Origin of the sequence: Mesorhizobium sp. CAU 1741 (genome assembly GCF_039839275.1) — a bacterium.
Taxonomy (GTDB): Bacteria; Pseudomonadota; Alphaproteobacteria; order Rhizobiales; family Rhizobiaceae; genus Aerobium.
Window position 1 is genome coordinate 1,210,759 of sequence record NZ_JBDOQP010000002.1, and the last position, 25,119, is coordinate 1,235,877.

The window sequence follows — 25,119 nt, forward strand, 5'->3', positions numbered from 1 at the left end:
ATTCACCGCGGTTTTCCGTCCGTTCCGCCCATTACGTGCAGCATCTGCAAAAGGTCCGCCTCCGACAATTGTCCGATCGTAGCCGAGAGCCGATTGGCAACGAGCGTCGCATTCGCAGACAGACCGGTGGTGTCGACGACGACGCGCGGGTGCGACGCTTCGGCGAGACGCTGCAACTCCTCCGCCTCGTCCCAGATGATGTTGAAGTAACCGACGATCTTCTGGACCAGCGCCCAGTTCGGCGCCGTTCGGCGGCCATGTTCCAGCGCCGAAAGATAGGCTGCGCTAACACCGAGCGCCTGGGCCATCTCTTTCTGCGTGACGCCTTTTTGCGCCCGAAGTTCGCGCATGCGCTGGCCGAACGGCGTCATCACACGCCCCCGGCCCGCCGCAGGCGCACATAGATGGCGCCGCCGCCGCCGTGCCGACGCGACGCCGCCTCGTAGCCGCCGACCAGTCCGCGAAATGCCGGTGTCGCAAACCAGGCCGGCACCGCGCGGCGCAGGACGCCGTCGCTGCCGAGAGACGAGCCCTTCCCTGTGACGACCAGGACGTGCCGGCGGCCATCGGCGTGGGCGCGGTGCAGAAACGACAGCAGCAACGCGTGCGCCTCGCTCTGCGTCAATCCGTGCAGGTCGACCTTGCCCTCGATCGGAAGCCGGCCCTTGGCGAGCTTGGTGCGAGTTGGAAGGTCTATTCCATGCTGTGGCCGGGGCTGGTCGGGATGGCGCTGGCGAGACGGCTGGGTGTCCGAGGGACGCGCCGGGGCGGGTGGCGGGGCATCGAGCAGTTGCGCGAACTCCTCGGGTTCGTCGAACTCGTCCTCGAGTGCCTTGCCTGGCATCGGGGTGACGGAGCGCGCGACCTTGCCCCACAGGATGCGGTCTTCAGCAGAAAGCTTCCTGTCGGACGACCTGGCCATCAGGCGCCCGCCTCGGCAAGGCCGCGCGGCAGCAAGGCGAACATGTCCGCTTCGTGCTTGATAACCCCGGCGATCTCGCCGGCGGCATCACCGGACCCGGCGAAAAGGTCGCCGCGCGCCGGACCGACGATCGCCGAGCCGGTATCCTGCGCGATCATCAGGCGACGAAAGCCGGTCCCGCCAAATGCATCGAGCGTTGGCGCATCGACGAAAATCGGCGCGCCGAACGTATGCAGCAGCCGATCTACCGCGATCGACCGGCCCGCAGTGAGCGGCACCTTGGCGGCGGCGACCGGCCCAAGGGCGGGATCGTCGACCGGGGCCTCGCGGAAGAAGATGTAGGAGCGGTTGTGATGCAGGATTTCGCTGACACGGTGCGGATTGGCGCGGAACCAGGCGCGGATTGACTGCATCGTCACCTCGGCGGCCGGTATCTCGCCTGCTTCCGCCAGAACCCGGCCCGGTCCGGTAAAGCGCTGGCCCGACTTGGCGGCATAGGTCACGCGGCGCGTGGTCCCATCCGGCATAACCAGCCGGGCAGCCCCCTGCACGTGGATGAAAAAGGCATCCACAGGATCTGCCAGCCAGGCGAGCGGCGCGACGCGATCCCCGATCGCCCCGGCCTCGATTGCCGCCCGGTCGTGATATTCGACGATCCCCTCGCGTGCCTGCCGCGCGAAAGCGAGGTACGGATCAAGTCCTAGCGGCCGGTTGATATCGTCGATCCTGACCAGGTCGGACGGAATGCCGAGCAGTGGCACCGCAAACGCGCTGGTGCGGCACGGAGAAGCGGGCACCTCGGGCTCGTAGAAGCCGGTCACAAAACCTTTGCGCGCCTCGCCCGGCAGGATGCGAAAGGGACGGAAATGCCGCTCGAAAAAGTCTCGCGCCTCCACATCGCGCAATGACGGCGCTTCCCGTGCCGCAGCGAATGCGGGCTCGAATGCTCCCGCTACGACGCCCAACGAACCTGTCTTGTATGGATTGCCCTGCGATTTCAGCGCGCACAGGCGGAAAGCCGAATAGGCATCGGCCAGCGCATCAGAGTCCCAGCCCGGCAACGCCTGGTAACTGATCGTGCGGAAAAGCGGAGACAGCGGCACCGCACGGTCTCCCTCTTTGGCGGAAACGGATCAGTCGTCGGCTTCGGTGGCGACGAGCTTCCAGTTGGGATCGCGCGAGCGCGTGTCGCGCGCGAAGGTCCACACATCCTTCACTTCCGCCACGGTCTCGGGGTCGCCGTCGATCACTTCGCCGCCGCCATCCCGGGTGGCGGAAATCAACTCGCTGACGACGCGCAGCGTGACATGGGCTTCGCTGCCCTTCATCTCCGCATTGACGATTTCCGCCTTGTCGATGCCGACGAAGGACGACTGGATCTTTTCCGAACGGCTTTCCCGATCCGCAATCGCGGCAACGAAGCCGTCATAGACCTCGCGGGAAAGCAGATTCTTGAGCGTCCGGCGGTCACCATCGGCATACGCCATGACGATCATCTCGTAGGCCATCTTGGCACCTTCGACGAAGGACTTGGGCTCGAACGAAGAATCCGCGTCGCGAATCGCGCGCAGCCCCTTGTTGAGATCCGTTCCCGGCGCGGCGAAGCTGTCTATCGCGGCATAAACGGACTCTGCCTCGGCGCCGCCCTTGCGGCGCGGCAGGGAAACGACGTTTTCGCTGGCGGTAGCGTCTTCGTTCTTTTTGCCGGATCGTGCCGAGTAGGGGTCGAACGGCGGACGCTCGCTGCCGGTCCGACGGCCGAGCACGTTGCGCAGCTGGAAGAAGATCACGATAGCCGCGACCAGAAAGAAGATCGTGCCGAAGTCAAAGAATTCCATATCGTCCGCCAAACCTCTCACCCCGGCCATGCCTTCGCTCGGGCCGGCTATCTCCTGCATATAGAACGCATCAGGCGATCATTCAAATCAAAGCCGCGATACCCTATCTAAACAGATCACGTCGTCGAGTCTCGATGACCTCAGAAGAAAGCAGGAACAGTGATCCCTCGGCTCGCGCCCCTCATATTCATCCTCATGCCGCTGATTGAGATCGCGGTCTTCGTGATCGTCGGCGGAGAGATCGGCGCGCTCGCCACCGTCGGCCTCGTCATCGCCACGACGATCCTCGGCGCCATTCTCCTGCGCGTCCAGGGCTTTGGCATCATGACCAGGCTTCGGGAAAGCATGGAGCAAGGCGGCCGGCCCGGACGCGAATTGGTCCACGGCTTCATGGTGATGATCGCCGGCGTGCTGCTCTTCCTGCCTGGCTTCGTCACCGATGCGATCGGACTGGTGCTGTTCATTCCCGCCGTGCGCGACTTCGCCTGGCGCTACCTTGCAAGTCGTATCGTCGTGGTGACCCCAAACGGACCTCAGGGCTACAGACGGCCGCGCGACAGCCGCACCATCGACCTGGACGCCAACGAATACGCCCAAGAGGAACCGGAGGAGAGCGCCCCGCGCAGGCTTCGCGACGACCGGTAGACGGCGCAAAGGCCGGCCCACGCTTGTCACGCCGGACATGCCATGATAGCCAAGCCGTCGATTTGTTACCGGCCGAAACTGGCTGTAGAAGAAGGATTCCGGCTGATGGCCAACACACCAGAAGAGACCCCGACCGGCGCCGCGGCTGGTGCCGCGAACGGCGCCGCGCCGACGCTCAACGTGCTTGCGCAGTACGTCAAGGATCTCTCGTTTGAAAGCCCCGGAGCTCCGGCTTCGCTTCGCGGACGTGAAAAGGCTCCGGCGATCTCGATCAACGTCAACGTCAATGCGAATCCGATTTCGGAGACCGAATACGACGTCACGCTGACGCTGAACGCAAAGGCGATGGCCGACAAGGACGTCCTTTTCAACGCGGAACTGGTCTATGGTGGCGTGTTTCGCGTTGCAGGCTTCCCAAAGGAGCACATGCTGCCGATCCTGTTCATTGAGTGCCCGCGCCTGCTTTTCCCGTTCGCGCGCCAGATCATCGCCGAGAACACCCGCGCCGGCGGTTTCCCACCGCTGATGATCGACCCGATCGACTTCGCGCAGATGTTCCAGCAGCGCATGGCTGAGGAACAGGCCAAGGCAAAGACTGCACCCGTTCAGCCAAGCTGATCGGGGTCAACGCCTCGTGATTTGCGAAAGCCCGGGAGACCCGGGCTTTTTGCTGCGCGCTAATCCGGCGCTTCAGCCAGCTCCCGGCGATAGGCGGGATCAGTCTCCAGCCAGATCGCCTCTGCACCAAGCGTTTCTACAAGCGCACGATGCGCCTGCACGTCCTGCGAGCCGAGCCGGGGCGCAAGCGGGCGTTCCCGGGGCCGTATCACGGTCGTGACTTCGGTCACGCCGGTGACCACAACGGTCGTCGCCTGGACTTCCAAGCTCAGCGCGGCCTGCTTGCCGCCGATCAGCTCAATATAGACCTCGGCGAGCAGCTCCGAATCGAGCAATGCTCCATGCTTCGTGCGGTGGCTGTTGTCGATGCCATAGCGCCGGCACAGCGCATCGAGCGAATTCGGACCCATCGGATGCTTGCGGCGGGCAATTGCCAGCGTGTCGATGACAAGGCCGGGATCGATGGGACCGCGCCCCAGCCGCGAAAACTCCGAATTGAGGAAGCCGATGTCGAAATTGGCATTGTGGGCGACAAGTGTCGCGCCCTCGATGAAATGCTCGAGTTCGGTGACGATCTGGTCGAAACTCGGCTTGCCGACCAAGTCGGTAGCGCTGATACCATGGACGGCCTGCGCCTCGGGATGGATCGCGCGCCCCTGCGGATTGATATAGTAGTGAAACGACCTTCCGGTCGGAAACTTGTTGACGAGTTCGATGCCGCCGAACTCGATAATGCGGTCCTCGCGGGGGTCGAGGCCGGTGGTTTCCGTGTCGAAGATGATTTCACGCATCGATTTGCTCCAGTCGCGCGAGCATCGCCGCATCTGGCGATGCAGTACAAGGTTCAGGCGGGCTTGCCCCCAGGCAATTGCGCGATGATATCCCTGACGCTGGCGCGCGCAGCTTCCATGCCCTTGCTGGAATCGACGATAAAGTCTGCGCGCCGACGCTTTTCCGCGTCCGGCACCTGTCGGGCGAGAATAGCCTCGAATTTCTGTTCGGTCATACCCGGCCGGGCCAGAACCCGTTCGCGCTGGACCTCGGCCGGCGCCGAGACGACAACGATACGGTCGACGCGGTTCTCGCCGCCCGTCTCGAACAGGAGCGGGATGTCGAGAAGTATGACCGGCGTGCCGGCGTCTCGATGACGCTTCACGAACGCATCCGAGTCGGCTCTCACCAGCGGATGCACGATCCTTTCCAGGTCTCGAAGCGCATCCGGTTTGCCGAGGACGGCTTGCGCAAGTTTGTCACGGTCGACCGTCCCCTGAGATACCACGCCCGGAAAGCGTTCCTCGATCAGATGTGCCGCGACGCCGGAATAGAGGCGGTGGACGGCCTCGTCGGAATCGTGGACCGGCACGCCGGCGTCGCGAAACATCGATGCCGTTGTCGACTTGCCCATGCCGATCGAGCCAGTGAGTCCGAGAATGATCATCCATGCCGCTCCAGATCGGCGACGACGATGTCGCGAAGTGCCGTCGTCACGACGGGGCGGTGGCCGAACCAGCGTTCGAAGCCCGGAACCGCCTGGTGCAGCAGCATGCCGAGACCGTCTACCGTCCGCAGGCCGCGCGCAGCGGCTTCCGCCAGCAACGGTGTACGCAACGGCACATAGACGATATCGGTGACGATCGCGTGGTCAGGCAGCAAGGCGACGTCCATGAGGCTGCCACCGTCGCCGTGCATGCCCAGCGAGGTAGTGTTCACGACCAGGGCGGCGTCTCGCGACAGCTCAGCAACCTCGTGCCAGCCATGTGCCGAAATTCCGGCCCCAAAGCGATCCGCGAGCTCCTGCGCCCGCATGACGGTGCGATTGACGAGCCTGATGTCGCGGATTCCGGCCTGCACGAGGGCGTGAACGACGGCGCGAGCCGCCCCACCGGCACCAAGAACCAGCGCGCTTTCCGCGTCGCGCCATTGGTACGCGGCAGCATCGAGATTGGCGCTGAAGCCGATCGCATCGGTATTGCCGCCGTGGATTAGATCGTCGTCCAGCCACAGCGTGTTGACGGCGCCAATGAGTTCGGCGGCCTCGTCCAGACGATCGGCAAGCACCAGTGTCGCTTCCTTGTGCGGTATCGTCACGTTGCCACCAGCGAAACCCCGCTCGCGGAACTGGCGAACGAAATTCGCAAGGTCGCCCGGCGCAACATCGATGCGCTCATAGCAGCCGTCGATTGCCAGCACCTCCAGCCAATGGCCATGGATCATCGGCGAGCGCGAATGCGCGATCGGATGCCCAATGACGAACGCCTTTCTCATCGCGTATCAGCCATCGATGGCGCCGCGCCGGCGCAGTTCGCCCAGCAGCGGCATCAGCGGCAGGCCGACGATGGTGAAGTGATCGCCGTCGATGGTTTCGAAGAGCTGGATGCCCTCGCCCTCGATCTGGTACGCCCCCACACTCGACAGCGCCTTTTCGCCGACACGTGACAGATGCCGTCCGATGAAGGCCGGCTCCAGTGGCCGCATGGTCAGGTTCGCGACGCCGACGTCCCGCCACAGAACCTCACCGTCACGCATCAGGACGACGGCGCTGTTGAGCTGGTGTGTCTTGCCCGACAGCGAAAGCAAACGGCGGCGTGCTTCCTCCATGTCCTTTGGCTTGTGCAGCACTTCCTCATCCAGCGACAATGTCTGGTCGCAGCCGATCACCAGCGTGCCGGGGTAGCGCTGGGAGACGTCGAGCGCCTTGGCTTCGGCCAGCACCAGTGCGAGATCGCCAGGCGTGAGGCCCGAGCCAGCGATGGCGTCTTCCACGGCGCGTTCATCTGTCTCCGGACGCACCGCCTCGAAGGCGATGCCCGCATCGGCGAGCATCTTGCTGCGAAACGGGCTTGCCGACGCAAGCACGATCTTTTCGGCCATGGCTCTGTCCTCCTTTGCCGAAGGCGTTAGCGCGCCTTGCCGCGCAGCGCAACGATGGCCGCGGCCGTTTCCTCGATCGAGCGGCGGCTGACGTCGATCATCGGCCAGCCATGGCGCGCACAAATCTGACGGGCGTAAGCAAGTTCCTGCGCGATGACCGTACGATCGACGTAACTCTGCGAATCGTAGCCGACCGAGCTTCCCATCAGGCGGTTCTGGCGAATGTGCGAGATGCGTTCTGCCGTGGCGACGAGCCCGACCACGAGCGGCCGCTTCGCGTAGACGATGCTTTCTGCAATCGGCACGCCGAGCACGATCGGAACGTTGGCGGTTTTTATGCCACGATTGGCGAGATAGATGCTCGTGGGGGTCTTCGACGTACGCGAGATGCCGATGAGAACGACGTCTGCTTCCTCGATGTCGGCCGGCAGTTGCCCGTCATCATGCTCCATGGTGAAGTTCAAGGCATCGATCCGGCGGAAGTAGTCGGCGTCCAGGACATGCTGCGCGCCGACACGACGCCCGGCAGGCGTCCCCAGATAGGACTGGAACACGGTGAGCACCGGCTCCAGCACGGAAACGCAGGGCAGCCCCATCGATGCGCAGCGCGTATCGAGGATGCCTGCGAGTTCCTGGTCGACGACGGTGTAGAGGACGATGCCCGGCGTCTCGTCGATTTCCTCCAGCACCTTGCGGAGCTGACGCTCTGTCCGGATCAGCGGATAGATATGCTCGATGGCGCGCGCATCCTTGTATTGGGCCGCGGCTGCGCGGCCGGCTGCGAGCAGGGTTTCGCCTGTCGCGTCCGAGATCAGGTGGAGATGAAAGAAACTTTGAGGTTTGTTCACAGATATCGCCGCAGCCTGTTGAGAGATGTGGACAACTTTGGGTCGCGAGCCGTGCCCTTCGCGTCGACTGTATCAGACGGCGATTTGTCCACAATTCGGTCCATCGCGGAAATCGCAGCAGCGATGTGCGGGACTGTGGGGATTATGCTGATCGGTTCACAGGAGTGTCCGGAGCTGGCTTGAGAGCATAAGTTTCAAGCTACTGCTTTTCCGTCGTTTTCTCAGGCTATCCCCGTTGTTGACACGGTGCCGTGGAGTTGTCCTGCGTCGCTTTGCGCGTTGAGATATGGGCGCAATAGGGGAACAAGCGGGAATTGCCGATTCCAACAGACTCTTAGAATCAGAATAATCTCTTAAAGATTCCTTTATTTAAGATTTAGGGATCCGACCTGGAGGGGAACCATGAGCGACAGACGTGTCGTCGTCGACGTGCTGAAGGGAGAGACGGTGTTTCCACCTCCCATCTGGATGATGCGCCAAGCGGGCCGCTATCTCCCGGAATACAAGCAGGCACGCAAGCAGGCGGGCAGCTTTCTCGACCTGTGCTACAACCCCGACTTCGCCGTCGAGGTCACCTTGCAACCCATTCGCCGTTTCGGGTTCGATGCATCGATCCTCTTCTCCGACATTCTCGTCGTGCCACACGCGCTTGGCCGCGACCTTCGCTTCGAGGAGGGACGGGGGCCCTTGATGACGCCGATCGGGGCGGATGAAGTCCGGAACCTCGACGGCAGTGGCTTCCACGATCATCTGGCGCCGGTCTACGAGACGGTGCGCAGGCTGCGTGCCGAGCTTCCGCCAGAGACGACGCTGCTCGGCTTTTGCGGCGCGCCGTGGACGGTCGCGACCTATATGATCGCCGGACACGGCACGCCGGACCAGGCGCCCGCGCGGCTGTTCCAGCATCAGTACCCCGACGCCATGCGCGATCTTCTCGACAGGCTTGCGATGCGCTCGGCCGAATATCTCATCCGACAGATCGATGCCGGCGCCGATGCGGTGCAAATCTTCGATTCATGGTCGGGTGTGCTCGACGAAGCGAGTTTCGAGACCTGCTGCATCCAGCCAGTCGCCCGGATGGTCGAGATGGTGCGCGACGCGCATCCGGATGTGCCGATCATCGGTTTCCCCAAGGGTGCGGGTTCGCGCTACGATCGGTACCGTCAGCAAACCGGTGTCACGGCGCTGGGGCTCGACTGGACGGTGCCATGGAGCCAGGCGCAGGCGCTCCAGCAGCAAGGCGCAGTGCAGGGCAATCTCGATCCGATGCGCCTCGTCGCTGGCGGTGCGGCGCTGGATGACGGCGTGGATGCGATCCTCGACGCGCTCGGCGGCGGACCGCTGGTCTTCAATCTCGGCCACGGCATCACGCCCCAGACGCCCGTGGAGCATGTCGAACGGATGATTGCGCGCGTCAGGGAGGCAAAACGATGAGCCGTAACGAACCGAATACCCGCCAGAGCCCGATGATGCGGGCCGCCGCCGCGATCGTCATCGCGGTGCTGCTTGCAGCCCTCTTGTTCTGGCTCGATCCGCAAGGCCTCTATCCCTGGGTCAAGGCGGCGCACGTGATTGCCGTGATCTCCTGGATGGCGGGAATGCTCTACCTGCCGCGCCTCTTCGTCTATCACGCGCAGGCGCAGGTTGGCTCGGAGAAGTCGGAGACCTTCAAGGTGATGGAGCGGCGGCTTCTGCGCGCGATCATCAATCCGGCGATGATTGTAACCTGGGTGCTTGGTCTCTGGCTGGCCTGGCGCGGCTTCGCGTTTTCGGGTGGCTGGCTGCACGCAAAGATCGGCCTGGTCGTGCTTCTGTCGGGCATGCACGGCTATTTGTCGGCGTCCACACGCCGGTTTGCCGAGGACCGGAACACGAAATCCGCGGGCCATTGGCGCGTCATGAACGAGGTTCCGACCGTGTTGATGATCGCGATCGTCATTCTTGTCGTGGTAAAACCCTTCTAAAGACGGAACGGAATTCCCATATTGCGCTTTACCGGGATGGGAGTTAAGAGTCTCATCCTCTCTCCCCGCATGGCGTAGTGGTTCACTGACTTTCTCAGGCGCGTTCGACGCGCACACCGACGCCGCGCATTCCTCCTCTACTGCCTATCCAGAGTCCGCCACATGCAGGAAATGAAACTTCAGGAGCTCAAGAGCAAAGGCCCGACCGATCTGATCGCGTTCGCCGAATCGCTCGAGGTCGAGAACGCCAGCGTCATGCGCAAGCAGGAGCTGATGTTCGCAATCCTCAAGAAGCTCGCTGCGCAGGAGGTCGAAATCATCGGCGAGGGCGTCGTCGAGGTGCTTCAGGACGGCTTCGGATTCCTGCGCTCGGCCAATGCAAATTACCTGCCGGGCCCCGATGACATCTATATCTCGCCCTCGCAGATCAGACGGTTTTCGCTGAAGACCGGCGACACCGTCGAAGGCCCCATCCGCGGCCCCAAGGAAGGCGAGCGGTATTTCGCGCTGCTCAAGGTCAACACGATCAACTTCGAGGATCCGGAGAAGATCCGCCACAAGATCCACTTCGACAACCTGACGCCGCTCTACCCGAACGAACGGCTGCGGATGGAGACCGAAAACCCGACTGGCAAGGATTTGTCGGCGCGCGTCATCGATCTCGTTGCACCGCTCGGCAAGGGCCAGCGCGGGTTGATTGTCGCGCCGCCGCGCACCGGCAAGACGGTGTTGCTGCAAAACATCGCTCATTCCGTCGCGACCAACCACCCGGAAGCTTATCTCATCGTTCTGCTGATCGACGAGCGACCGGAGGAAGTGACCGACATGCAACGCTCGGTGAAGGGTGAGGTCGTCTCCTCAACCTTCGACGAACCTGCGGTGCGGCACGTCCAGGTCGCGGAGATGGTGATCGAAAAGGCCAAGCGGCTCGTCGAGCATGGACGCGACGTCGTCATCCTGCTCGACTCCATCACGCGTCTCGGCCGGGCGTACAACACGGTGGTGCCATCATCCGGCAAGGTGCTGACAGGCGGCGTCGATGCAAATGCACTGCAGCGGCCGAAGCGCTTCTTCGGCGCGGCGCGCAACATCGAGGAAGGCGGCTCACTGACCATCATCGCCACGGCGCTGATCGACACCGGCAGCCGTATGGATGAAGTGATCTTCGAAGAATTCAAGGGCACCGGCAATTCGGAAATCGTTCTCGACCGCAAGGTTGCCGACAAGCGCATCTTCCCGTCTATGGACATCCTCAAGTCCGGTACACGCAAGGAAGACCTGCTCATCGCGCGCCAGGACCTGCAGAAGATCTTCGTGCTGCGGCGGATTCTCGCTCCGATGGGCACCACCGACGCAATCGAGTTCCTCATCGACAAGCTGAAGCAGACGAAGACCAATACGGACTTCTTCGACTCGATGAATACCTAGAACAGCTCCGTTTCGGCTCTGTAACGATTCGTATCCGAAACGAGCGTTGTGGCGAGGGCGCGCATGGCGCACGGCCTGTTTGCTGACACGATCTATGCGCTTTCGTCAGGAGCCATGCCGTCCGGCGTTGGCGTAATCCGCATGTCCGGCCCGCATGTCCGGCAGGCGGTCCGTGAGATCGCCGGCATCGTTCCATCCGACCGCTTGGCAACGCTGAGACCATTCTCCGATCCCGATGGCCATATCATCGACCGCGGCATTGTCCTGTTTTTCCAAGGACCGAGGAGCTTCACCGGCGAGGACTGCGCGGAACTCCATCTTCACGGCGGGCGCGCCGTCGTGGCGGCAATGCTCACTGCTCTCGGGAAGATGCAGGGTTTGCGCCAGGCCGAGGCGGGCGAATTCACGCGCCGCTCATTCCTTCTGGGCAAGGTCGACCTAACGGGTGCCGAGGCCCTTGCCGATCTGATCGCTGCCGAGACGGAGAGCCAGCGTAGACTTGCGCTCGAAAATGCGGATGGACGGCAAAAGGCGCTCTACGATGGTTGGGCGCGGCGCTTGCTGCATGCGCGCGCAATGATCGAGGCGGAGCTCGATTTTGCCGATGAGGGAGACGTACCCGGATCCGTTGCCGCGCAGATATGGTCGGATGTCGGAAAGCTCGTCGGCGAACTGCATGCGCATATTGACGGTTATCACGCGTCGGAAATCATTCGGGACGGGTTCCGCGTTGTCTTGCTAGGGCGGCCAAATGTCGGAAAGTCCAGCCTGCTGAATGCGCTTGCGCGGCGCGACGTCGCCATCGTAACGGATATTGCGGGCACCACGCGCGATCTTATCGAAGTGACGCTCGATCTCGGCGGCCACAAGGTCGTTGTTACAGACACTGCCGGCATCCGCTCAACAGACGATCCGATTGAACGGATCGGTGTTGACCGCGCAAGGCAGGCAGCGGATCGTGCGGATCTTGTGCTGGTGCTCGATGACACGGAGCCTGGCGTCGGGCCGACCGAGACGTTTTGGACCGGACCTGCGCTGCGGGTCGGTACAAAGGCTGATATGCTATCGAATACGGCATCGGACCAAGACTTCTGGGTCTCGGCTATTCGAGGCGATGGGATTGGTGATCTGTTGGTCGAAATCGAAACGCGTGCAAAGCGCGCTACCAACATTACTGGTGAGGCGATTCCGTCGCGGGTGAGGCATGTTGAGCTGCTGCGTGCGGCAGGACGACATATAGAGCGCGCTCTTGCGTCAGATGACGTTGACCTGGAACTGCGCGCCGAGGAGCTGCGTCTGTCCGCATCCGCCTTGGAACGGATCACCGGTCAATCGAATGTCGAGGACTTGCTCGGGGTGATTTTCTCGCAGTTTTGTGTCGGGAAGTGACTCACGTGAAACGCCGACTTGGCTGACTCACGTGAAACAGCCAGCATCACCTGCCAAAGATCGTTTCACGTGAAACCGCAGCTTGACTTGACCCCTGGCTCGGAACATGTGTCTGCGCGATGGAGTTTCCGATGAGTACGAAATTTGACGTGGTAGTAATTGGGGGTGGCCATGCCGGCTGCGAGGCGGCGTCAGCTTCCGCGCGTCTTGGCGCAGCCACCGCACTGGTCACCATGCGACGCGATAGCATCGGCGTCTTGTCATGCAATCCCGCCATCGGCGGGCTGGGCAAGGGGCATTTGGTCCGCGAAATCGATGCGCTGGACGGGTTCATGGGACGGGTCGCGGATGCGGCGGGCATTCAGTTCCGTCTGCTCAACCGGCGCAAGGGGCCGGCTGTGCGCGGGCCGCGCACCCAGGCAGACCGAAAGCTTTACCGCAACGCCATGCAGGACGCGATTGCCGCGCAACCCAATCTGACGGTCATCGAAGGAGAAGTCTTCGATCTGGAAATCGTCGACGGGGCAATTGCCGGGGTGGTTCTGGCAGACGGCAGGCAGATTTGTTGCGGCAGTGTCGTGCTGACGACCGGCACGTTTCTGCGCGGACTAATCCACATCGGAGACGAGCGTTTTCCAGCGGGCAGGATGAACGAGAACGCATCCATCGGCCTTTCCGCGAGCATGGCACGTCATGGATTTACATTGGGGCGTCTCAAGACCGGCACTCCGCCGCGCCTGGATGGGCGCACCATCGACTGGGCGAGTCTCGACCGCCAGTTGGCGGATGAAGACCCCAAGCCCTTCTCGCTCCTCACGGACCGGATTGCCAATCCGCAGATCGCCTGTGGGGTGACGCGAACGACCGAGGCGACGCATTGCGTGATCCGGGCTAACCTCAGCCGCTCCGCGATGTATTCCGGCTCCATAGAGGGAGTGGGGCCGCGCTATTGCCCGTCGATCGAGGACAAGATCGTCAAGTTCGGCGATCGGGATGGGCATCAGATTTTTCTTGAGCCAGAAGGCCTTGATGATGACACCGTGTATCCGAACGGCATTTCAACGTCGTTGCCGCGGGATGCGCAAGACGCACTGATTGCCACTATCCCGGGGCTTGAGAATGCGTCAATAATGCAGCCAGGCTACGCGATCGAGTACGATCACGTTGATCCACGTGAGCTGTTCCCGACCTACGAGACCCGTCGTATCAAAGGTCTGTTTCTCGCCGGGCAGATCAACGGCACCACGGGCTACGAAGAGGCGGCAGCCCAGGGGCTGATGGCTGGGCTCAACGCAGCTCTTCGGAGCAGCGGCGGGGATGGCATCATTTTCGGGCGCGGCGATGCCTATCTCGGGGTGCTCGCCGACGATCTGGTCGGGCGCGGCGTCACCGAGCCTTACCGCATGTTCACGTCTCGTGCGGAGTTCAGGCTCTCGTTGCGTGCGGACAATGCCGACGAGCGGTTGACCCCAAAGGCGATCGCCCTTGGTATTGCGGGCCCGGAACGCACACAACGCTTTATTGCGATGTCTGAACGGCTCGATCGCGCGCGTCGAATGGCGCAGGATCTTTCTCTCACTCCAAACGCAGCGCGCAAGGCGGGGATTGATCTGAACCAAGACGGTCAGCGGCGCACGGCGTACGAGCTGATGTCGTACCCCGATATCGATATTAGCCGGCTACGACAGGTATGGCCCGAACTCGGCGAAATCGATACGTCGACGGCCGAGCGACTGGAGACAGAGGCGCGCTACGCCGTCTATCTCGATCGGCAAAAGAGTGATGTCGCGATATTGCGCCGCGAGGAAGCCCGGTCCATCCCGGACGACCTTTCTTATGATGCACTACCCGGCTTGTCGAACGAGCTCAAGCACAAGCTCTCGACGCGGCGCCCGAGGAGCCTTGCGGAGGCGCAGCGTGTCGATGGTATGACGCCGGCGGCGCTGGCAATCATCATCGCAACGCTGCAGCGGTTTGAGAAACAAGAGCGTGGTGCGGCGTGAGCGCGCGTCTCGACGGTCTTCGTGACGCAGCCGGAACGGTTTCACGTGAAACGCTTGAGCGACTTGAGAGCTTCGAACGAGATTTCCGAAAGTGGTCGGCGAAGATCAATCTGGCGGCTCCATCGACGCTCGACACCCTGTGGCGGAGGCATATCCTTGACAGTGCGCAACTCGCGCCGTTGGCACCAGAGGCGCTGAAGTGGCTCGATCTCGGCTCCGGAGGCGGATTTCCGGGAGCTATCATGGCGATCCTGCTGCGAGAGCGGCCCGGCGCCAAGATCGACCTCGTCGAAAGCAACAACAAGAAGGCATCGTTTCTCCGATCCGTCCTCGCATCATGCGAAGCGCCGGCAACGGTGCATGTCTGCAGGATCGAGGAAGCCGTCGGTCGCGTGGGTCAACCGGATGTCGTGACGGCGCGGGCTCTCGCGCCGCTGCCAAAACTTTTGACGCTGGCCGCGCCCTGGCTCCGCACCGATGCAAGGGCGCTGCTTCATAAAGGGCGGGATTACGCGGCGGAGATCACTGAAAGTCATGACGCATGGCGGTTCGATCTGATAGAACATCGGAGCAGAATCGATCCGGAAAGCCGAATCCTCGAGATTTCGGGCCTTCTACCGCATCGATCCGCCTGATGTATCAACGAAACCGTCCGACAGATGAACATCATGACCTCGCGGCCCCGCATCATTACCATCGCCAACCAGAAGGGCGGCGTCGGCAAGACGACTACGGCAATCAACCTCGCCACCGCGCTTGCCGCGATCGGCGAGCGCGTGCTGATCATCGACCTGGATCCGCAGGGTAACGCCAGCACGGGGCTCGGCATCGATCGGCAGGATCGCAGCGTATCGTCCTATGATCTCCTAACGGGAGAGGCTGACATTGCACAGTCGGCGATGCCAACAGCAGTTCCTGGCCTTTCGGTGGTGCCGTCTACGCTTGATCTCCTCGGCATCGAGATGGAGATTGCCGCGGCGCCCGACAGAGTGCTGCGTCTGCGAAACGCGTTGCGCCAGCCGGCGGGCAATCCGATCGAATTTAGCTACGTGCTGATCGACTGCCCCCCATCCCTCAACTTGCTGACATTGAACTCCATGGCGGCTGCGGATTCGGTTCTCGTGCCGCTGCAATGCGAGTTCTTCGCGCTCGAGGGACTGAGCCAGCTCCTGCAGACGGTCGAGCAGATTCGCAGTTCGATCAATCCCGACCTGACGATCCAGGGGATCGTGCTGACGATGTTCGATGGGCGGAACAATCTTGCCAACCAGGTGGTGGAGGACGTGCGCGCGCATATGGGCGACAAGGTCTACGAGACAGTGATCCCGCGCAATGTGCGGGTCTCGGAAGCGCCGTCCTACGGAAAGCCTGCGATCCTCTACGACCTCAAATGCACCGGTAGCCAAGCCTATCTGCAGCTCGCTTCGGAAGTGATCCGGCGGGAACGACGGCTGCGGGCCGCCTGACTGGCGCTTTGCCCTTGTGATGATGCGGAACCGACATGAGTGAAGATCCTTCAAGAAAACGTCTCGGGCGCGGACTGGCCGCACTGATCGGCGAGATCGACAAGCCGGCAGAGCCAGGCTCCAGTGCCGCGCCACGTGTCAGCGCCGACAACCGCGTACCGATCGAGTTCGTCGCGCCGAACCCGCGCAATCCCCGTCGCAGCTTCGGCGAGGCCGAACTGGCGGATTTGACGCAATCGATCCGCGAGCACGGCATCGTGCAGCCGGTGGTGGTGCGCAGCTCGAACGGCGGCCGGTATGAGATCATCGCCGGTGAGAGGCGGTGGCGCGCGGCACAGAAGGCGGGGCTGACTGAACTTCCGGTCATTATCCGTGAGGTCGATGACCGCGTCGCGCTCGAACTCGCCATCATCGAAAACGTGCAGCGGGCCGATCTCAATCCTGTCGAGGAAGCGATGGGCTACCAGCAGCTCATCGACGAGCACAACTATACGCAGGCCGATCTCGGCCAGGTGATCGGCAAGAGCCGGAGCCATGTCGCCAACACGCTTCGGCTGTTGAAGCTGCCTGACGTGATCCGCGAGCTGCTCGTCGACGGCTCGCTCTCCGCGGGGCATGCCCGCACGCTGGTCACGTCGAGCGACCCCGCCACACTGGCCCGCCGGATCATCGATGAAGGGCTATCGGTGCGGCAGGCCGAAGCCCTGGCGCAACAGCCCGATATCACGCCGCAGAAGACCCGGTCCAGCGCGCCGGCCGAAAAGGACGCGGACACGCTTGCATTGGAAAAGGCGCTGTCCGATGTCACGGGCATGAAGGTCACGATCACCCACGGACAGCGCGGCGGTGATCTCAAGATCGCCTATAAGACGCTCGAGCAACTCGACGAGCTGTGCCGGCGCTTGCAGCGATAGTGTATCGTTAACAAATACTTAGCGGTCATCGACGCGCCGCGCGCGCTGCCTCGACCAACAGCGCGATCAGTGCTTGCCTTGCGGTTGCCATCGCGAGATCAGGCCGCTGCCGCGTCAGAAGCACGGCGGCCTGCAGCCGGTCGAGAGCGCGGCCCAGAGCTTCCACCGACCAGCGCTGGAGTGCAGCTTCCACCAGCTTTCGCCGCGCGAAGAAGACGGGTGGCCGTGCTGCCGCCACCACCGCACCGGCAGGTTTCGACGCCGTCTCCATCTCGTCGCGCATGACGTGCAGAAATTGGAACTGCCGCATGGCGGCGGACAGCATCACGAAGGGGTGCGATCCGGAGGAAACGAGACGCGAATAGGTCGTGTCGAAGGATCGGCTGTCGCCCGTCAGGACGGCATCAACGACGGTGTCGACGCTCAGTCCCGAAACGTCGCCGCCCAAGGCGAGGACGTCCTCCACCGTCACCTCGCCTGTGCCGTGACAGTAAAGGGCCAGCTTCTCAAGCTCGCTCCGCGTCGCGAGGCGGTCGCCACCGAGGTTGCCCTTCAGAATCTGGCGGGCCTCAATGCCGATCCGAAGCCCGTCGCGTGCAAAAATCTCGTCAATGACGGCATCGATGGATCGGCCTTCGTCGGCATAGCAGGGCAATGCCATGGCCGCCGCCGCAGTCTCCGCCGCACTTCTTAGCGCGGAACCCTTCTTGAGATCGCCTGCTTCGATGACGATCACCGAGTCGCGCGGGGGCGTTGCCGCAAGGCTCTTGATCTCATCTGCGAGGTGCTTGTGGGCGCCAGCACCCTTGATCCAGATGAGGCGCCGGGGTGAAAACATCGGCACGGTTGCGGCTTCGTCGGTCAGCCGTCCGGGCGAGGCTTCGATCTCGCTTGCGTCGAGCCGAACCGATGCGAACGGGTCATCGGCGTCGAGCCCGGTCTGTTTCACGAATGTCATTGCGCGTTCCGAGACCAGGCCGCGATCAGGCCCGTAGATCAGGACGATGCGGACATTGTCATCCGGGCGCCGCAGCCAGGAATCGACCTCGTGTGCTTTCTTCTGTGCCATGGCCTCTGGCTACCACAAAAGACCGCCCTGGGAAGCGTCGTTTCGCCGTCAGATCGCCCAAATGGAACCAGTTTCAGCAATATGGCGTTGTTAGGCCATCGAGAGCATGGATGAAACGGAGAGCGACAATGGCAGACCCCAGAACCCCGGATCCCCGCCATCAGGGTGATCCACTTTCTCCCGACGCACCGCACGCGGTGCCGAATGCACCGTACCGTGATCCGGCCGCTGATCCGCGGATCGCGAACCAGACCATTATCCAGCCGAGCAGCGGTCGTGGCGGCATAATCATCGCTGGCATCGTGGCAGCGCTGCTCGTGGTCGCCGTCATCGCGTTCACCTCCGGTCCGGCTACCGATCCGGGAACAACGGCTGTGATCCCCGAGACCACGGAATCTGCGCCGGTTGACGATGCCGCGCCTGCGACGGAAGCCGCACCGAGCGAGCCTGCTGCTCCGGTTGAAGAGCCGGCAGCGCCGGCTGATGATGCACCGGCAGCGCCTGCCGATGAGGCTCCAGCCGCCAATCAGTAAGCAAGCGTTGGTTGCGTAAGCGTCACGAAAAGGGCGAGCCGCTAGGCTCGCCCTTTTTCATGCCGTGTCGCTTCTTCCCTACATGTGGATCGGCTTCGAGAAGGTCGCAAGCGCGGCCTCCTTGACGGCTTCCGACATCGTCGGATGCGCGTGGCAGGTGCGAGCCAGATCTTCTGACGAGCCGCCGAATTCCATCAGCACGGCTGCTTCGTGGATCATTTCTCCGGCGCCGAAGCCAACGATATGAACACCAAGTACCCGGTCGCTGGCCTTGTCGGCAAGAATCTTGACGAACCCTTCGGTTTGAAGCATCGCCCGGGCACGGCCGTTGGCTGTGAACGGAAACTTGCCGGCCTTGTAGTCTATGCCGGCCTTCTTGAGTTCCTCTTCCGTCTTGCCGACCGACGCGACTTCAGGGCTCGTATAGACAACGCTCGGTATGACGTCGTAATTCACATGACCTGCCTGTCCGGCGATGATCTCGGCGACTGCGACGCCTTCCTCCTCCGCCTTGTGCGCGAGCATTGGCCCGGCGACCACGTCGCCGATGGCATAGACGCCGGTCACCGAGGTGAGGAAATGCTTGTCGATCTGGACGCGGCCGCGCTCGTCAAGCACGACGCCAGCCTTTTCGAGGCCGAGATTCTCGGTGTAAGGCTTGCGTCCGGTGGAGACGAGCACGGCATCGGCCTCGATCGTCTCGGCATCGCCGCCCTTCACGGGTTCGAAGGTTACCGTCGCGCCCTTGCCGGCCTTCTTCACCCCCGTCACCTTGGCGCCGAGCCTGAACTCGATGCCCTGTTTCGCCAGCATGCGCTGGAACTGCTTTGCGACGTCGCCGTCCATGCCTCCGAGGATCGTGTCGAGATATTCGACCACGGTGACCTTGGTGCCGATCCGGGCCCAGACCGAACCGAGCTCCAGGCCGATGACGCCCCCACCGACCACGACCAGGGTCTCGGGCACCTTGTCGAACTCGAGCGCCCCGGTCGAGGAGACGATCACCTTCTCGTCGAACGCGACGTCGACGCCCGGGATGCCGGCAATGTCGGAGCCCGTGGCGATGACGATGTTCTTGGTCTCGATCTCCTGGGTCTTGCCGTCTTCGTCGGTCACCGAGAGCTTGCCTTCACCGAGTACCTTTCCGGTACCCTGGAAAGTGTCGATCTTGTTCTTCTTCATCAGGAAGACGAGACCTTTGGTGTTCTGCTCGACGGTATTGATGCGATGCGCCATCAGCTTCTTGATGTTGACCTTGGGCTTCGAAATCTCGATGCCGAGCGCATCGAAGGAATGCTCGGCCTCCATAAACATCTCGGTGGCATGCAGCAGCGCCTTGGAGGGAATGCAGCCGACATTGACGCATGTCCCGCCATAGGTGTCGCGCTTTTCCACAAGTGCGGTCTTCAGCCCCAGTTGCGCGGCCTTGATGGCGCAGACATATCCGCCCGGCCCGGCTCCGATCACGACGACATCATAACTCATGAGAAATCCCTTCCTTGCGCATGCGACTTAGCGGCCGCCGCTGACATTCAATAAGGCGCCGGTCGTATAAGGCGACGCGTCCGACAATAGCCATAAGACGGCGCTGGCGACTTCGCCGGCCGTGCCCTCGCGCTTCATCGGCACCATGCCGCGCATCGCGGCGATGCGATCCGGCTGGCCTCCCGAGGCGTGGATTTCGGTGTCGATGATGCCCGGACGCACGGCATTGACGCGAATGCCTTCGTTGGCCACCTCCCGCGCGAGGCCGAGCGTGAAGGTATCGATCGCGGCCTTGGAAGCGGCGTAGTCGACATATTCACCCGGAGAGCCGAGCGTCGCGGCGATCGACGACAGGTTGACGATCGCGCCGCCCTCGCCGCCATGCCGCGTCGACATGCGCTTGACGGCCTCGCGTGCGCACAGCATCGTGCCGATGACGTTGACGCGCATCATGCGATCGAGCCGCTTGACGCTTATCTCGTCGACCCGCGCCTTGCGATCGACAACGCCGGCGTTGTTGACGAGGCCGTCGAGCCGTCCGAAGCGCGAATCGACCGCTTCGAACATCGACATGACGTCGCGCTCGATGCCGACGTCGCCCTGGATGGCAAAAGCGTCGCCGCCCGCAGCGACGATCTCCGAGACGACAGCGTCCGCAGCAGCCGAATTGGCGACATAGTTGACCGCGACGCGCCATCCAGCCGCAGCGGCCAATCTGGCTGTCGCCGCCCCGATACCCCGGCCGGCGCCGGTAATCAGCAGAGCCTTGGTTGCCATCTCCGCATCTCCGTCAATTGACGATCAGAGATCGAGCACCAGACGCTCGGGATCCTCGAGAGTCTCCTTCACGCGGACGAGGAAGGTCACAGCCTCCTTGCCGTCGACGATCCGGTGATCGTAGGAGAGCGCCAGATACATCATCGGACGGATGACGACCTGGCCGCCGACCACCACCGGGCGGTCCTGGATCTTGTGCATACCCAGAATGCCGGACTGGGGCGCGTTGAGGATCGGTGTCGACATCAGCGAACCGTAGACGCCGCCGTTCGAAATCGTGAAGGTGCCGCCCTGCATGTCGGCCACCGAGAGCTTGCCGTCGCGCGCGGCAATGCCGAGACGCCCGATTTCCTTTTCGATCTCGGCAATCGTCATCTGGTCGGCGTCGCGGACGACGGGCACGACAAGCCCCTTCTCGGTGCCGACAGCCACGCCGATATGGGCGTAGTTCTTGTAGATGAGATCGGTGCCGTCGATCTCGGCGTTGACGGCCGGGATCTCCTTGAGCGCGTGCGTCACCGCCTTGGTGAAGAAGCCCATGAAGCCGAGCTTGACGCCATGCTTCTTCTCGAACAGGTCCTTGTATTTGGAGCGCATCTCCATCACGGGCTTCATATCCACCTCGTTGAAGGTGGTGAGCATCGCGGCGGTGTTTTGCGCATCCTTGAGGCGGCGCGCGATGGTCTGGCGCAGCTTGGTCATGCGCACCCGCTCTTCACGCGTCGCATCGTCGCCCGAGGATGGGGCGCGCGCGGCGGCCGGCGCGGCGGGGGCAGGGCTGGACGTGCCCTTCGCGATCGCGTCGAGCACGTCGCCCTTGAGCACCTGGCCGCGCTTGCCACTGCCGGCGACCTGGTCGGTGGCAATGCCAGCTTCTGCCGCGGCCTTGGCCGCCGACGGTGCCGGCGGCATGTCGGTCTTGCCAGCCTCTGACGCAGTGGCTGCCGGCTTGGCGGCTTCCGCCTTCGGCGCCTCGGCCTTGGGCTCTTCCTTCTTGGCGGGCGCCGGTGCGGCCTTGCCGGCGCCTTCGCCGATCATGCCGAGCAGCGCGCCGACTTCGACCGTCTCGCCTTCGTTGACGGTGATCTCGGACAGCGTGCCAGCCGAAGGCGCCGGCACCTCGACGGTCACCTTGTCGGTTTCCAGCTCGACGATGGGCTCGTCGGCGGCGATCGCGTCACCCGCCTTCTTGAACCACTTGCCGACGGTCGCCTCGGCGACCGACTCTCCGAGGGTAGGGACGCGAATTTCGGTTGCCATTTGTCTTATCCGTTGCCTGGTTTTCGCTTCGCTGAACTTGGTCTGCCGTCGTTGGTCTATTCGCCGCCGAGCGCATCGTCGAGGAACGCCTCGAGCTGTGCCAGGTGCTTGGACATCAGGCCTGTCGCCGTCGATGCGGCAGCCGGACGGCCGGTGTAGCGAACACGCTGGTGCTTGGCGTCGATGTGGGCGAGGACCCACTCCAGATACGGGTCGATGAACGACCACGCGCCCATGTTCTTGGGTTCTTCCTGGCACCACACCATCTCGGCGTTGCGGAAACGCGACAGTTCGGTGATCAGCGCCTTGGCCGGGAAGGGATAGAGCTGCTCGACGCGCAGCAGGTAGATGTCGTTGATGCCGCGCTTCTCGCGCTCCTCGTAGAGATCGTAATAGACCTTGCCGGAACACAGCACGACGCGGCGGATCTTCGAATCCTTGGCCAGCTTGATGGGCTGGTCAGGAAGCAGCTGGGCATCGTCCCAAAGCAGCCGGTGGAACGAGCTCTCGCCCGACATTTCCGACAGCGTCGAGATCGCCCGCTTGTGGCGCAGCAGCGACTTCGGCGTCATGACGATCAGCGGCTTGCGGAAGTCACGCTTCAACTGCCTGCGCAGGGAGTGGAAGTAGTTAGCCGGCGTCGTCAGGTTGACGACCTGCATGTTGTCCTCGGCGCACATCTGGAGGAACCGCTCCAGGCGTGCGGACGAGTGTTCGGGCCCCTGTCCCTCATAGCCATGCGGCAACAGGCAGACGAGGCCGGACATGCGCAGCCACTTGCGTTCGCCAGACGAGATGAACTGGTCGAAGACGACCTGCGCACCATTGGCGAAGTCGCCGAACTGGGCTTCCCACAGCGTGAGCGCGCGTGGCTCGGCGAGCGAATAGCCGTATTCGAAGCCCAGTACCGCCTCCTCAGAGAGCATCGAGTTGATGACCTCGTAATTCGCTTGCTGCGGACCGAGATTATTGAGGGGGATGTAGCGATCTTCGCTCTGCTGGTCGTAGAGCACCGAATGGCGCTGCGAGAACGTGCCACGCTCGGAATCCTGGCCGGAAAGCCGGATCGGATTGCCTTCCATAAGGATGGAGCCGAAGGCGAGTGCCTCGGCCGTGGCCCAGTCGATGCCCTCGCCCGACTCGATCGCCTTGCGGCGGTTGTCGATGAAGCGGCCGACGGTACGATGCACCTCGAAATCGGCCGGTACCTCGGTGAGCTTCTTGCCAATCTCTTTAAGCGACTTCAGCGGCATCGCGGTCTTGCCGCGGCGCTGCTCGTCCTGATTATCGGCGGTGCGCAGGCCCGACCAGGCACCGTCCAGCCAATCGGCCTTGTTGGGCTTGTAGGATTGGCCGGACTCGAACTCGGTTTCGAGATGCGCGCGCCAGTCAGCGCGCATGGCATCGATCTCCTCCTGGGAGATGAGACCGTCGGCGATCAGCTTGTCGCTGTAGATCTGCAATGTGGTGCGATGGGCGCGGATCGCCTTGTACATCAGCGGCTGCGTGAAAGCCGGCTCGTCGCCTTCGTTGTGACCGAAGCGGCGATAGCAGAACATGTCTATCACCACCGGCTTGTGGAACTTCATGCGGAACTCGGTCGCCACCTTCGCAGCATAGACCACCGCTTCCGGATCGTCGCCGTTGACGTGGAAGATCGGCGCCTCGATCATCTTCGCGACGTCGGACGGGTAGGGCGAGGAACGCGAAAGGCGCGGATTGGTGGTGAAACCGATCTGGTTGTTGATGATGAAATGGATCGTGCCGCCGACGCGGTGTCCGCGCAGGCCCGACAAACCAAGAATTTCGGCGACCACGCCTTGGCCGGCAAAGGCCGCATCTCCGTGCAACAGCAGCGGAAGCACCTTGGCCCGCTCTTCGAGCGGCACGATCTCGCCGCGGGCGCGGCCGAAGATCTGGTCCTGCTTGGCGCGGGCCTTGCCCATCACCACAGGATTGACGATCTCGAGATGCGACGGGTTGGCGGTGAGCGACAGGTGGACCTTGTTGTTGTCGAATTCGCGGTCCGACGAAGCACCCAGATGGTACTTCACGTCGCCCGAGCCTTCAACATCTTCGGGCGTGAACGATCCGCCCTTGAATTCGTGGAAGACGGCGCGGTGAGGCTTGGCCATCACATTGGTCAGCACGTTGAGACGTCCGCGGTGCGCCATGCCCAGCACCACTTCCTTGAGACCCAGCGCGCCGCCGCGCTTGATGATCTGCTCCAACGCCGGGATCAGCGCCTCGCCGCCGTCGATGCCGAAGCGCTTGGTGCCCTTGTACTTGACGTCGATGAACTGCTCGAAGCCTTCCGCCTCAATCAGCTTGGAAAGGATCGCCTTCTTGCCGTTAGGGGTGAATTCGATCCCCTTGTCGGGGCCTTCGATGCGCTCCTGGATCCAGGCCTTCTCTTCCGGATTGGAGATGTGCATGAACTCGACGCCGAGCGTCGAGCAGTAGGTGCGCTTGAGGATGTCGAGCATCTGCCGGATGGTGGCGTATTCCAGCCCCAGCACATGGTCGATGAAGATCGGACGGTCGTAGTCGGCCTCGGTGAAGCCATAGGCTTCGGGCGACAGTTCGTTGTAGTCCTCAAGCGGCTTTGCAAGCCCCAGCGGATCGAGATTGGCGTGCAGGTGACCGCGCATGCGATAGGCGCGGATCATCATGATGGCGCGGACGGAATCGCGCGTCGCCCGCAGCACGTCCGCGTCGGAGATCGCTTGGCCCTTGCCGGAAGCCTGCTCGCGCGTCTTCTTCTCGAAATGCGTCTCGACCGCGCCCCAGTCGCCGTCCAGTGCGGAAACCAGCTCCCCGTTCGCCTGCAGCGGCCAGTTCGAACGCGTCCAGGACGCGCCTTCGGCACTCTTCCGGACATCGGTCGCATCATCCTTCAGCGCGGAGAAGAACTCCTGCCACTCGGGGTCGACCGAGCCGGGATTGTCCTGCCAAGCCGCGTGAAGCGTCTCGATATAGTCGGCGTTGCCGCCATAGAGGAACGAGGTGAGAGAAAACTGGTCGTTGGCCTGATCTTGCCGCGCCATCTTGATCTTTCGGAGCACCTGCTCCGACTCCTTCAACTTATG

General features: G+C 62.7%; 25 protein-coding genes. 11 read left to right on the forward strand and 14 right to left on the reverse strand.

The window, feature by feature from the left end; genetic code table 11:
• Positions 1 to 2: 2 nt before the first annotated feature.
• Genes AAFN84_RS12665 through AAFN84_RS12680 form a run of 4 tightly spaced genes read right to left on the reverse strand, consistent with a single transcriptional unit; the run spans position 3 to position 2,760 of the window.
• The gene (locus AAFN84_RS12665) at positions 3 to 371 is read right to left on the reverse strand and encodes a helix-turn-helix domain-containing protein (RefSeq protein ID WP_347514906.1); all 369 of its coding nucleotides are present in this window, start codon (positions 369 to 371) and stop codon (positions 3 to 5) included.
• Entirely contained in the window at positions 371 to 922 is a 552-nt protein-coding gene (locus AAFN84_RS12670; RefSeq protein ID WP_347514907.1) for a Smr/MutS family protein, read from the reverse strand. The genes AAFN84_RS12665 and AAFN84_RS12670 overlap by 1 nt, the downstream gene beginning before the upstream one ends.
• Positions 922 to 2,025, reverse strand: coding sequence for a murein transglycosylase A (locus AAFN84_RS12675; RefSeq protein WP_347514908.1), 1,104 nt, complete (start codon positions 2,023 to 2,025; stop codon positions 922 to 924). The genes AAFN84_RS12670 and AAFN84_RS12675 overlap by 1 nt, the downstream gene beginning before the upstream one ends.
• Positions 2,026 to 2,055: 30 nt before the next feature.
• Positions 2,056 to 2,760, reverse strand: coding sequence for a Tim44/TimA family putative adaptor protein (locus tag AAFN84_RS12680; RefSeq protein ID WP_347514909.1), 705 nt, complete (start codon positions 2,758 to 2,760; stop codon positions 2,056 to 2,058).
• Between the two features lie 159 nt (positions 2,761 to 2,919).
• Between AAFN84_RS12680 and AAFN84_RS12685 the strand changes: the two genes are divergently transcribed.
• Positions 2,920 to 3,405 carry an FxsA family protein gene (locus AAFN84_RS12685; RefSeq protein WP_347514910.1) on the forward strand — a complete coding sequence of 162 codons (486 nt, stop codon included), beginning with the start codon at positions 2,920 to 2,922 and terminating at the stop codon, positions 3,403 to 3,405.
• A 105-nt stretch (positions 3,406 to 3,510) separates the two neighbouring features.
• The gene (gene secB, locus AAFN84_RS12690; RefSeq protein ID WP_347514911.1) at positions 3,511 to 4,023 is read left to right on the forward strand and encodes a protein-export chaperone SecB; all 513 of its coding nucleotides are present in this window, start codon (positions 3,511 to 3,513) and stop codon (positions 4,021 to 4,023) included.
• Positions 4,024 to 4,082: 59 nt separating this feature from the next.
• Here the strand turns inward: secB and dnaQ are convergent, their stop codons facing one another.
• The 5 genes from dnaQ to AAFN84_RS12715 are packed head-to-tail and all read right to left on the reverse strand — an operon-like array spanning position 4,083 to position 7,742.
• Positions 4,083 to 4,814, reverse strand: a complete 732-nt coding sequence (gene dnaQ, locus AAFN84_RS12695) for a DNA polymerase III subunit epsilon (protein WP_347514912.1) — start codon at positions 4,812 to 4,814, stop codon at positions 4,083 to 4,085.
• Between the two features lie 53 nt (positions 4,815 to 4,867).
• Positions 4,868 to 5,461, reverse strand: a complete 594-nt coding sequence (gene coaE / locus AAFN84_RS12700; protein ID WP_347514913.1) for a dephospho-CoA kinase — start codon at positions 5,459 to 5,461, stop codon at positions 4,868 to 4,870.
• Positions 5,458 to 6,288: a shikimate dehydrogenase gene (locus AAFN84_RS12705; RefSeq protein WP_347514914.1), complete on the reverse strand. Its 831-nt coding sequence runs from the start codon at positions 6,286 to 6,288 to the stop codon at positions 5,458 to 5,460. Before AAFN84_RS12705 ends, coaE begins: the two co-directional genes overlap by 4 nt.
• A gap of 6 nt (positions 6,289 to 6,294) precedes the next feature.
• Positions 6,295 to 6,894 (reverse strand): Maf-like protein, encoded by a 600-nt coding sequence (locus AAFN84_RS12710; protein WP_347514915.1) that lies wholly within the window; start codon positions 6,892 to 6,894, stop codon positions 6,295 to 6,297.
• Between the two features lie 26 nt (positions 6,895 to 6,920).
• A complete protein-coding gene (locus AAFN84_RS12715) occupies positions 6,921 to 7,742 on the reverse strand; it encodes a pyruvate, water dikinase regulatory protein (RefSeq protein ID WP_347514916.1) in 822 nt (273 codons plus the stop codon).
• 402 nt (positions 7,743 to 8,144) lie between these two features.
• Here AAFN84_RS12715 and hemE point away from each other — a divergent pair, with 402 nt between their 5' ends.
• The 8 genes from hemE to AAFN84_RS12755 all read left to right on the forward strand — a co-directional run bounded on the left by hemE (position 8,145) and on the right by AAFN84_RS12755 (position 16,906).
• Positions 8,145 to 9,176 (forward strand): uroporphyrinogen decarboxylase, encoded by a 1,032-nt coding sequence (gene hemE / locus AAFN84_RS12720; RefSeq protein WP_347514917.1) that lies wholly within the window; start codon positions 8,145 to 8,147, stop codon positions 9,174 to 9,176.
• Positions 9,173 to 9,706 (forward strand): protoporphyrinogen oxidase HemJ, encoded by a 534-nt coding sequence (hemJ, locus tag AAFN84_RS12725; RefSeq protein WP_347514918.1) that lies wholly within the window; start codon positions 9,173 to 9,175, stop codon positions 9,704 to 9,706. Before hemE ends, hemJ begins: the two co-directional genes overlap by 4 nt.
• 162 nt (positions 9,707 to 9,868) lie before the next feature.
• Complete coding sequence (gene rho, locus AAFN84_RS12730; RefSeq protein WP_347514919.1) at positions 9,869 to 11,134, forward strand: transcription termination factor Rho; 1,266 nt, start codon at positions 9,869 to 9,871, stop codon at positions 11,132 to 11,134.
• Positions 11,135 to 11,197: 63 nt separating this feature from the next.
• The gene (gene mnmE, locus AAFN84_RS12735) at positions 11,198 to 12,523 is read left to right on the forward strand and encodes a tRNA uridine-5-carboxymethylaminomethyl(34) synthesis GTPase MnmE (RefSeq protein WP_347514920.1); all 1,326 of its coding nucleotides are present in this window, start codon (positions 11,198 to 11,200) and stop codon (positions 12,521 to 12,523) included.
• Between the two features lie 131 nt (positions 12,524 to 12,654).
• On the forward strand, positions 12,655 to 14,526 hold the full coding sequence (gene mnmG, locus AAFN84_RS12740; RefSeq protein WP_347514921.1) for a tRNA uridine-5-carboxymethylaminomethyl(34) synthesis enzyme MnmG: 1,872 nt from the start codon (positions 12,655 to 12,657) through the stop codon (positions 14,524 to 14,526).
• Positions 14,523 to 15,161: a 16S rRNA (guanine(527)-N(7))-methyltransferase RsmG gene (rsmG, locus tag AAFN84_RS12745; protein ID WP_347514922.1), complete on the forward strand. Its 639-nt coding sequence runs from the start codon at positions 14,523 to 14,525 to the stop codon at positions 15,159 to 15,161. Before mnmG ends, rsmG begins: the two co-directional genes overlap by 4 nt.
• 33 nt (positions 15,162 to 15,194) lie before the next feature.
• Entirely contained in the window at positions 15,195 to 15,992 is a 798-nt protein-coding gene (locus AAFN84_RS12750; RefSeq protein WP_347515131.1) for a ParA family protein, read from the forward strand.
• A gap of 35 nt (positions 15,993 to 16,027) precedes the next feature.
• A complete protein-coding gene (locus AAFN84_RS12755) occupies positions 16,028 to 16,906 on the forward strand; it encodes a ParB/RepB/Spo0J family partition protein (protein WP_347514923.1) in 879 nt (292 codons plus the stop codon).
• A gap of 25 nt (positions 16,907 to 16,931) precedes the next feature.
• Here AAFN84_RS12755 and holA read toward each other — a convergent pair whose 3' ends face one another.
• Positions 16,932 to 17,975, reverse strand: a complete 1,044-nt coding sequence (holA, locus tag AAFN84_RS12760) for a DNA polymerase III subunit delta (protein WP_347514924.1) — start codon at positions 17,973 to 17,975, stop codon at positions 16,932 to 16,934.
• A 128-nt stretch (positions 17,976 to 18,103) separates the two neighbouring features.
• Between holA and AAFN84_RS12765 the strand changes: the two genes are divergently transcribed.
• Complete coding sequence (locus AAFN84_RS12765; protein WP_347514925.1) at positions 18,104 to 18,508, forward strand: hypothetical protein; 405 nt, start codon at positions 18,104 to 18,106, stop codon at positions 18,506 to 18,508.
• 78 nt (positions 18,509 to 18,586) lie between these two features.
• Here the strand turns inward: AAFN84_RS12765 and lpdA are convergent, their stop codons facing one another.
• From lpdA to AAFN84_RS12785, 4 genes are read right to left on the reverse strand one after another with little or no spacing between them, the layout of a single operon-like run.
• Positions 18,587 to 19,993 carry a dihydrolipoyl dehydrogenase gene (gene lpdA, locus AAFN84_RS12770; protein ID WP_347514926.1) on the reverse strand — a complete coding sequence of 469 codons (1,407 nt, stop codon included), beginning with the start codon at positions 19,991 to 19,993 and terminating at the stop codon, positions 18,587 to 18,589.
• Between the two features lie 27 nt (positions 19,994 to 20,020).
• Positions 20,021 to 20,770, reverse strand: a complete 750-nt coding sequence (locus tag AAFN84_RS12775; RefSeq protein WP_347514927.1) for an SDR family oxidoreductase — start codon at positions 20,768 to 20,770, stop codon at positions 20,021 to 20,023.
• 24 nt (positions 20,771 to 20,794) lie between these two features.
• Positions 20,795 to 22,030 carry a 2-oxoglutarate dehydrogenase complex dihydrolipoyllysine-residue succinyltransferase gene (odhB, locus tag AAFN84_RS12780; RefSeq protein ID WP_347514928.1) on the reverse strand — a complete coding sequence of 412 codons (1,236 nt, stop codon included), beginning with the start codon at positions 22,028 to 22,030 and terminating at the stop codon, positions 20,795 to 20,797.
• Between the two features lie 56 nt (positions 22,031 to 22,086).
• A complete protein-coding gene (locus AAFN84_RS12785) occupies positions 22,087 to 25,077 on the reverse strand; it encodes a 2-oxoglutarate dehydrogenase E1 component (RefSeq protein ID WP_347515132.1) in 2,991 nt (996 codons plus the stop codon).
• Positions 25,078 to 25,119 lie beyond the last annotated feature (42 nt).